Here is a 9214-nt window from a genome sequence, read left to right on the forward strand (position 1 = left end):
AACCACCTTGCTTTGGAGGCAATCATGGCAGACAAGCCAGTCGTGGGAATCATCATGGGATCCAAGTCGGACATGCCGGCGATGGAGGCGTGCACCAAGGAGCTCGAGGAGCTGGGCGTTCCCTACGAGCTCGTGGTGGCCTCGGCGCACCGCGCACCCGCAAAGGTGCACGAGTGGGCCTCGACCGCGGCCGACCGCGGCCTCAAGGTGATCATCGCGGCCGCCGGCAAGGCCGCCCACCTGGGCGGCGTCGTGGCCGCCTACACGCCGCTGCCGATCGTGGGCGTCCCCATGAAGACGTCCGACCTCGGCGGCATGGACTCGCTCCTCTCCATGGTGCAGATGCCCTCTGGCGTGCCCGTGGCCTGCGTGGCCATCGGCGGCGCCAAGAACGCGGCCATCTACGCCACGCAGATCCTGGGCGCGACCATGCCCGAGTACCGCGAGAAGATCGTGGAGCTCAAGAAGCAGATGGCCGAGGCGTAGGGCAGGCTGATGGGAAAGCATTCCAGGCCGAGCGCCGACTCCACGGCCGCGGCGCCGCGCGCCGCGGGCTTCGTGCCGGCGACCTCCGCGGTGGCCTACGCGTCGTCCGTGCAGGCCGACCGCAGCGCGGCCGGCGGCAACGGAGGCGCCGGGACGTCACGCGGGGGCGACAGGCCCCAGAAGCCCAAGCGTCGCGGCCGCGGCAGGCGCGTGCTCAGCACCATCTTCCTGGTGGTGGGCATCGCCCTTCTCGCCGTGGCGGGGTACCTGTACTTCCACGCGCAGAGCGAGTACAACCACCAGCGCCAGAACAACCAGAAGCTCGAGAAGATTGCCGACGTCAAGACCAACAAGACGACCGGCGCCCCCACGATTGACTTCGCGGCGCTCGAGGCCGTCAACAACGACATCGTGGGCTGGATCGACGTCGAGGGCACCACGATCAACTTCCCCGTGTACCAGGGCAAGAACAACACGCAGTACCTGCGCCACTCCGCCACGGGCGAGTACAGCATCGGCGGGCAGGTCTTCATGGACTGCCAGAACACCAAGCCCGGCATGGTGGACGCCCAGACGCTGATCTATGGGCACCACCTCAACGACGGGCAGATGTTCGCGCCGCTGGACGACCTCAAGAAGCAGGCGAACTTCGACAAGATTTCGACCGTGTGGTACGTGGACCGCAACAACAAGGCGTACGAGATGGAGCCGCTGCTGCTCTACATCATCAAGAGTGACTACGACGACGACTTGCGCACCTTCAACTTCTCGTCCACGGACGAGTTCCACACGTACCTCAACAAGATGCTCGCGAAGGCGTCGGCCAAGCGGTCGGACGCCGCGCAGGTCATCCAGGGCACGAGCCACGTGATGACGCTCGTCACGTGCAACTACGACTTTGGCCACGGCCGCGCCGTGCTGCTGTGCGTGCCCAAGAGCGAGGCCGCCGCGGCGACGGGGCAGGGCTCGAGCTCCAGCTCGGGCGCAAGCTCGACGTCGACCTCTGGCACGACCTCGACCTCGTCATAGGGGTTCGTAAACAAAATGCGCACGTGGGGGCACGAAAGCGGTCCCACGTGCGCAAACTTGTTAGACTGAAAGCGTCGCATGAAACAGGCGCCCAAAGCCAGCGCCGCATATGGAGGAGAAGAGCATGGAGACCCAGCCCAGGCACATCACCTACGCCGATGCCGGCGTGGACGTAGACGAGGGCGCCCGCGCGGTCGACGCCATCAAGGCGGCCGTGAAGGAGACGAACCGCCCCGAGGTCATTGGCGGCCTGGGCGGCTTTGGCTCGTGCTTCAGCATGAAGGGCTTCAAGGACATGGAGGACCCCGTGCTCGTGAGCGGCACGGACGGCGTTGGCACCAAGCTCGCAATCGCCCAGCTGCTCGACCGCCACGACACGGTGGGCGAGGACCTCGTGGCCATGTGCGTGGACGACGTGGTGCCCATCGGCGCGGAGCCGCTGTTCTTCCTGGACTACGTGGCGATCGGCAAGCTCAAGGCCGAGCACGTGGCCAAGATCGTGAAGGGCATCGCCAACGGCTGCAAGAAGTCCGGCTGCGCCCTGGTTGGCGGCGAGATGGCCGAGCACCCCGGCGTCATGAAGCCCGAGGACTACGACCTGGCCGGCTTCGTGGTGGGCGTCGTGGACCGTCCCAAGATGATTGGTCCGCACCTGGTGCACGAGGGCGACGTGATCCTGGGCCTGCCGAGCTCCGGCATCCACTCCAACGGCTACAGCCTGGTGCGCAAGGTCGCGATCGAGGGCAAGACCGTTGAGGAGCTCGAGACCCCGCTTCCGGAGCTGGGCGGCGAGAGCCTGGCCGACGCCGTGATGCGCCCGACCACGATCTACGCCGGCGGCCTGGTGGCCGCGCTCAAGGCCGGCGCCCCCATCCACGCGATGGCGCACATCACGGGCGGCGGCATCACGGAGAACCTCAACCGCGCGCTCCCCGCGGACGTTGACGCCGTGGTCGACCGCGGTGGCGAGGACGGTCCCGCATGGGACGTGCCCCCCATCATCAGCTACTGCGTCAAGGCGGCGGGCCTCACGCCCGACGAGGCGTACAAGACGTTCAACATGGGCGTGGGCATGAGCATCATCTGCGGCCGCGACGACGTGGACGAGGTGCGCGAGGCGCTCGTGGCGCAGGGCTTCTCGCCCTTCGTGATGGGCGAGTGCGTCAAGGGCGAGGGCAAGGTGACCTACCGATGAGCGATCGCCGTCCCATCAGGCTTGGTGTCCTCATCAGCGGCAGCGGCACCAACCTCCAGGCCATAATCGACCGCATCGCCGCGGGCACGCTGGACGCGGAGGTCGCGATCGTCATCTCCTCCCGCCCCAGCGCGTACGGGCTCAAGCGCGCGGAGGCCGCCGGCATCCAGACCATGACCCTGAGCAAGGAGATCTACGCCGACCCCATCACGGCAGACGAGGTGATCGCCTCCACGCTGCTTAGGGAGAAGGTCGACTACGTCATCATGGCGGGCTACATGCGCATGGTGCATGCGCCCATCCTGCAGGCGTTCCAGAACCGCGTGGTCAACCTGCACCCGGCGCTCCTGCCGAGCTTCCGCGGCGCGCATGCCATCCAGGACGCCTTTGACTACGGCGTCAAGGTGACGGGCGTGACCGTGCACTTTGCGGACGACAAGTACGACTGCGGCCCCATCATCGCGCAGCGCCCGCTGGCCGTTGAGGAGGGCTGGGACGTGGACGAGCTCGAGGTCCACATCCATCAGATCGAGCACGTGCTGTACCCGGACACGATTCAGCTGCTGGCCGAGGGTCGCGTGCACGTGGACGGCAACAAGGTGCGCATCGACCCGCCCGCGGAGGCGTAGCCACGGCGTCACGTGCGACCTGCGCATAAACGATTTGACGAGAAGAGCGGGGCGTCCCACGTGGGCGCCCCGCTCTTGTGCGTAGGGTGATGCCTGTCGGGACCGGGCGGGCCCCGTGTCGCTAGCGGTCCTCCGGTGCTGCGGCCGCCATGCCCTGGGGAGCCTGCGGCGTTTGGTCGTGCTGCTGCGACGGCGCGTCGTCCTTCTCGCCCTTGGACCGTGCGCGACGGCGTGGTGGCGAAGCGAGCGCTCGTCCGCCGTCGAACGCGATGTCGCCCCAGGCGTACAGGAACGGGAAAGCCGTGAGGAGGCTGATGACTGCCGTGGGGAGGGCGCCCATCGCGCTGAGCGGGGTGTCCCACATGAAGTGCGCCAGCACGGGGATGAGGAGGTAGAGCCAGCCGCGGAGGCGCCGGCGCTCGCAGAAGAGCAGCCACGCCGCGACGGCCACGAGCGCCGTGTAGACCCAGTGGGAGGAGAGGGCGCCGGAGATGCGGACGTTCAGCGTGAAGGGGACGGCGTTGGCGAGCTCGGCGCGCGAGCCCGCGACCTGGGACTCGATGTAGCCGAGGTCCTCGGACACCTGGAAGCCCATGCCGACGCACATGCCGCCCACGAGCCAATCGCGCGCGCCGCGTAGGTGCACGAGGCCGAGGACCAGGACCAGCGTCAGGAGCTTGAGCGTCTCCTCCACGAGCGGGGCCTCGATGGCGTCGCCCCACGTGTTGGCGAAGCCCTTGCCGGCGGCCGCGCGGATGAGGCCGGAAACGGCGTCGTTGAGGTCGCCGGCCAGCCAGCCGGGCACGAACCAGCCCGCGAAGAACGCGAGCACCACGAACCAGCGCGGCACGCCCGACTTGAGGCGCGTGTAGCGCACGAAGACGAAGAACGGAACCAGGTAGACGAGCAGGAGCGCGAAGCACTCGAGCATCGCCTGGTAGCGCGCGGCGGTCAGGGACGCGGGGTGGACGTCTCCCAGGTCCATGCCGCCAAACTCGTAGCTCACGCCTATGAAGAAGAGCGTGAGGAACACGGCAAGGCCGACCCACCAGCGTCGGCGCCTCCTGGCAAACGGGCTGCGGGCTGCGCTCGCCGCGGCCGAGACGGTTTCAGAACTCATGAACTAACATCCCCTCGCGCATGCGTAAAAAGTAAGCCCCCCTGTAAAGAGGGCCAACACAGGCTGACGCTTTGCGGGATGAAGGTCAATCGCGGGGGAACGGGAGCGGCTAAAACTGACTGAATCGCCACGGGGGAGAGCGAAGCACGGCAGTGTCCTTCTCGCCTGCAAGGTATGGTTTGTAAAATGGCGATTCAAGGAGGTATCCCCATGAAGTACGTTCGCTCTGCCATAAGACAAGAATGCGGCCACATGAAGCCGGCGGAGACAGTCGCCGGTTCGATCTCTGCCGAACGTGCCTCCAAGGGAGGTACGTTCGCGGCAAATGTTGAGCGAAAGTTGGATGAGGCGGATGCGGCGGCTGAGCGGTCTGCAGCGTGCCGCTTGCCGTCAGAAGTTTTTGTCGCTGCAAGGTCGAGGGTCAGAGCGGAAGCCGGAGGATAGCCCACGACTCCTTGTGATACTTTGCCTTTGAGCTGTCTGGCTACTTGCACTCGAGCGTGGCGACGCACTCCACGTGCTTGGTGTGCGGGAACATGTCCACCGGCGCCACCTGCGTGATGCGGTAGCCGTGCTGGCGGAGAAGGACGAGGTCCCGTGCCTGCGTCTTGACGTTACAGCTGACGTAGACCACGCGCTTGGGGGCGAGGCGCGCCACGTCCGTGAGGAAGCGGGGCGTGGAGCCTGCGCGCGGCGGGTCGAGCACGACCACGTCGAAGCCGCGGCTGCCGTCGCGGACCACTGCCTCCATGTAGGCCGTGGCGTCCGCATGCACGAAGGTGCAGTTGGCGTCCAGCCCGTTGTGCTGGGCGGCCCAGCGGGCGGAGATCACGGCGCCGCCCACCTGGTCCACGCCCGTGACGCTCACGTCCGCGCCGGCTGCCTTGGCCTGCGACGCGGCGCAGATGCCGATGGTGCCGCAGCCGCAGTACGCGTCCAGCAGGCGCGAGCCGTTGCGGAGCGCGGCGCCCTCGATGGCGAGGCGGTACAGGACCTCGGTCTGGGCGGGGTTGGTCTGGTAGAAGCTCGTGGGGCCGATCCTGAACGTGCAGCCCAGCAGCGCGTCGCGCATGGTGCCGGGCCCGTAGAGCGTGCGGCTCTCGCGCCCGAGGATGGCGTTGGTGCGCCGCTGGTTGACGTTGAGCACGATGGACGTGAGCTCGGGGTGGCGCTCCACCATGCGGCGCACGAACTCGTCCTCGCGCGGCAGGCGATTGCCGTTGGCGACCACGGTCAGGAGCACCTCGTCCGTGGCGTAGCCGCAGCGCACGACGGCGTGGCGCAGCACGCCGCGACCGCGGTCCTCCTGGTAGGCGCTCATGCCCAGCTCCTCGCCCACGCGCGCCACGTCGGTCAGTACCGCGCGGGCGCCCGGCGCCTCGACCAGGCAGTCGTCGCAGCGCACGATGCGGTGCGTGCCCGCGCTGTAGAAGCCGGAGCGGATGCGCCCTCCCTTTGCGGGCGAGAAGGGCGTGGCTGCCTTGTGGCGGAAGCCCTTGGGCTCGTCCATCCCGGCGATGGGCAGGACCTGCGCGCCGTCCTCCCGCGCCATGTCGCCCAGGAGCTCCTCGACCTGCTGCTGCTTGCGACGGAGCTGGATGGGGTAGGGCACGGCGAGCCACTCGCAGCCGCCGCATTGCCGTGCGATGGGACAGGTGTAGGTCTTGAAGCCCATGTAACCTCGAAAGATCGTGATGCCTTCGGGCGCGTGCCCGCGTTCTTCTCTGCAATTGTAGCCGCACGGCGTGTCCGTTTGAGGAGGGTACGAAACTGAAAATAAGCATGTCTCATATACATGTCAGGCATGCACGTTATTGATGGAAGAAGGAATTCAAGGTATCTGAACTGCCGTTCACCGTCAATATAGCTCGCCTGTAGGAAGCACAGTCGTAACTGATATCCAATAAAACGGAAAATCGGATTCGCTACTCTCAGCTTACGCATGTAAGACGGACGGTTGTTGCGTTACGAGGAGGCATGATGGCAGGCAGAACGAGGTGTAGGGTCATCGCGCGGGAGCGCGTTGCGAGGGCGGCGGCCGCCGCGGCGCTGGGGTTTGCCCTGGCGCTGGGTTCGGCGGGCGTCGCAATGGCCATGCCGGCATACAACAAGCCGGTGTCGGTCGAGCAGCCCGATGGCTCGACGGCGAAGATCACCACGCACGGCGACGAGTGGTTCCACTATGCGACCAACGCGAACGGCGTGGTCGTGCAGCGCGACCCCTCCGATGGGTCGTGGCGTCAGGTGGTCGGGTCCGGCTCGTCGCTCTCGCTCGGGAGCGCGGCCGAGGACGCGGCCGACTCCGGCGCCATCACCGCGGACGACCTCTCTGACAACTCCGCGCGCGTGGCGTACTATGCGCTCGCGGGCCAGACCTACACCGGCAAGAGCTCGAGCAATGCGACGACCTCCGCGCCCATCACGGTGACCTCGCTGCAGAAGACGCAGGCCACGACCGCCACGACGGCAAAGGCGACCAAGAAGTCCGCGCTCATGAGGACTGCGGCGCAATCCACGAGCGGCACGACGACCAGCATTCCGCTGCTGACCATCGTGGTCGGCTTCAGCGACGAGCCGTACAGCAACACCTACGACTGGAACGAGAAGTTCTTCTCGGGCGAGTACAGCGTGTCCTCCCTGTACCGCATCTCCTCCGAGGGGAAGTTCACCTGGACGCCCGCGAGCGAGAGCAGCGCCTACGGCGTGGGCGGCAACACCAACACGGCCGACAAGGCCAACGACGGCGTGATCCACGTGACCCTGGACCACACCTACGGCAACCCCGACCCGTTTGGCAACCAGGACGCCGACTACGTTAAGGACATGGAGGACGCGATCAAGGCCGCGGCCCAGTACGTGGACTTCTCGCAATACGACACTGACGGCGACGGCAAGATCGAGGCCAACGAGCTGGGCCTGGGCGTCGTGTTTGCCGGCTACGAGGCCGCGACGGGCGTCATTCCGACGGGCCACCACGGCATCTGGTCGCACCAGTACTCCTTTACCGAGGAGGTCGGCAGCCCCTACGAGGTGAGCACTGCGAGCGGCGGCACGGTCGGCATCGACCGCTACATCGTCCAGTCCGAGAACGAGTCCATGTCCGAGGGCGAGTCGCACCAGAGCGGCATCGGCGCGCTCGGCCACGAGCTTGGCCACTTCCTCGGCATGCCGGACCTGTACTCCACGACGTCCGACAGCGGCGCGTGGGACAACTACTCCACCATGTACCTCTCCATCATGGACTACGGCTCCTACGGCCAGACCACGAGCGGCGAGTACCGTCCGACGTTCTTTGACCCGTATGACCGCTACCTGCTCGGCTTCATCACGCCCGAGGAGATCACGAAGGACGGCACCTACACGGCGACGTCCGAGACGGACCCCGCCGGCTACAAGTGCTACATCATCCACGTGAGCGACGACGAGTACTACCTGATCGAGAATCGCCAGTACGCGTCGTTCGACGCGGGCATGGAGCCCATGTACATGAACGGCGACAACACGATCAAGAACCCGACCGGTGGCATCGTGGTGTGGCACGTTGACAACGGCGTCGCGACGAAGTGCGGATACCCCGGCATGCCCGGCGTCGAGGCCGGCCTCGCCAACACGGTGAACGTGAAGACGCACCGCCCCGGCGTCATGGAGAACTACTTCGAGAAGACCGCGGGCAGCCCCAACCTGTACGCGCCGTTCCTCAACGCGACGGAGAACGCCGCCTATGGCGCGAGCAAGCTCTCGCTCTACAACGGCTCCGACGACCCCTCCGCAAAGACGGACACCGGCATCACCGTTTCCTCCACCGACGCCGGCTCGACCTCGATGCAGTTCACGGTCGACTTCCCCGTGAGCATCTCCACGCAGCTCAAGGACGCGACCTACACGGTGGGCGATAAGGCGGACGCCCTGACGGCCGACGTCGCGAACGCGGACGGCACCGTGACGTACAAGTGGCAGGTCTCCACGGACGGCGGCAAGACCTGGAAGGACGCCACCTCCGCAAGCTCCGCAAAGGCCGGCGCCAGGCCCGCCGCGGCCAGCGCCTCAACCGGCGCGAGCCTCACCCCCTCGACGGACACGGCCGGCACGTACCAGTACAAGGTGACCGCGACGGACGAGAGCGGCGTCTCCGCAGAGTCCACGGCGACGGTCACGGTCAACGCCATCACGCTCAGCAAGGACGCTCTTCTCGACGCCAGCAAGCCAAACGGCGACAAGCGCTTTGCCTTCAGCTCGCTCAAGGACGTCACCTACACGGGCAAGGAGCAGAAGAAGCAGGACGTGACCGTCAAGGACGCCAAGCTGGGCAAGGACCTCGTCGAGGGCAAGGACTACAAGCTCGCGTACAGCGGCGACCTCACCAACGCAGGCACCGTCAAGGTGACGCTGACCGGCCTCGGCAACTACGCCGGCGCCGTCGAGCTCTCGTACCAGATCAACAAGGCGGCGCTCACGGTCAAGACCGAGTCCGCCACGCGCGCGTACAACGGCAAGACGCTCACGGCCAAGGGCAGCATCTCGGGCCTCGTGAACGGCGAGACGGCGAGCCTCTCCGTCACGGGCGCGCAGACCGAGGTCGGCAGCTCGCAGAACACCGCGACCGTCAAGTGGGACGGCACGGCGCGCGAGGCCAACTACGAGGTGACCTACAAGCTTGGCACGCTCACCGTCAAGAAGGACGACGGCTCCGCCACGACGGGCGAGAAGAACGGGTCCTCCTCTGACGGCACCGGTTCCAACGGCACCTCTGGCACC

The 9214-nt window shown here is 66.7% G+C and carries 6 protein-coding genes and 1 pseudogene; 5 read left to right on the plus strand and 2 right to left on the minus strand.

What is annotated here, in order from left to right:
* Window positions 1–24 precede the first annotated feature (24 nt).
* The 4 genes from purE to purN all read left to right on the plus strand — a co-directional run bounded on the left by purE (window position 25) and on the right by purN (window position 3339).
* Window positions 25–486 carry a 5-(carboxyamino)imidazole ribonucleotide mutase gene (gene purE, locus ACI38Z_RS04455; RefSeq protein WP_439788981.1) on the plus strand — a complete coding sequence of 154 codons (462 nt, stop codon included), beginning with the start codon at window positions 25–27 and terminating at the stop codon, window positions 484–486.
* A 9-nt stretch (window positions 487–495) separates the two neighbouring features.
* Window positions 496–1515 carry a class B sortase gene (srtB, locus tag ACI38Z_RS04460; RefSeq protein WP_439788982.1) on the plus strand — a complete coding sequence of 340 codons (1020 nt, stop codon included), beginning with the start codon at window positions 496–498 and terminating at the stop codon, window positions 1513–1515.
* 124 nt (window positions 1516–1639) lie between these two features.
* On the plus strand, window positions 1640–2710 hold the full coding sequence (gene purM, locus ACI38Z_RS04465; RefSeq protein WP_439788983.1) for a phosphoribosylformylglycinamidine cyclo-ligase: 1071 nt from the start codon (window positions 1640–1642) through the stop codon (window positions 2708–2710).
* Window positions 2707–3339 (plus strand): phosphoribosylglycinamide formyltransferase, encoded by a 633-nt coding sequence (gene purN, locus ACI38Z_RS04470; protein ID WP_439788984.1) that lies wholly within the window; start codon window positions 2707–2709, stop codon window positions 3337–3339. The genes purM and purN overlap by 4 nt, the downstream gene beginning before the upstream one ends.
* Window positions 3340–3460: 121 nt before the next feature.
* Here the strand turns inward: purN and ACI38Z_RS04475 are convergent, their stop codons facing one another.
* Together ACI38Z_RS04475 and rlmD are read right to left on the minus strand one after the other, a co-directional pair.
* Entirely contained in the window at window positions 3461–4459 is a 999-nt protein-coding gene (locus ACI38Z_RS04475; protein ID WP_439788985.1) for a PrsW family glutamic-type intramembrane protease, read from the minus strand.
* A 484-nt stretch (window positions 4460–4943) separates the two neighbouring features.
* Window positions 4944–6134 carry a 23S rRNA (uracil(1939)-C(5))-methyltransferase RlmD gene (gene rlmD, locus ACI38Z_RS04480; RefSeq protein ID WP_439788986.1) on the minus strand — a complete coding sequence of 397 codons (1191 nt, stop codon included), beginning with the start codon at window positions 6132–6134 and terminating at the stop codon, window positions 4944–4946.
* A gap of 305 nt (window positions 6135–6439) precedes the next feature.
* Here rlmD and ACI38Z_RS04485 point away from each other — a divergent pair.
* Window positions 6440–9214, plus strand: a pseudogene (locus ACI38Z_RS04485) (hypothetical protein); the annotation flags it as partial.

It is taken from the genome of Parafannyhessea sp. (assembly GCF_051876455.1).
Lineage (GTDB): Bacteria > Actinomycetota > Coriobacteriia > Coriobacteriales > Atopobiaceae > Parafannyhessea.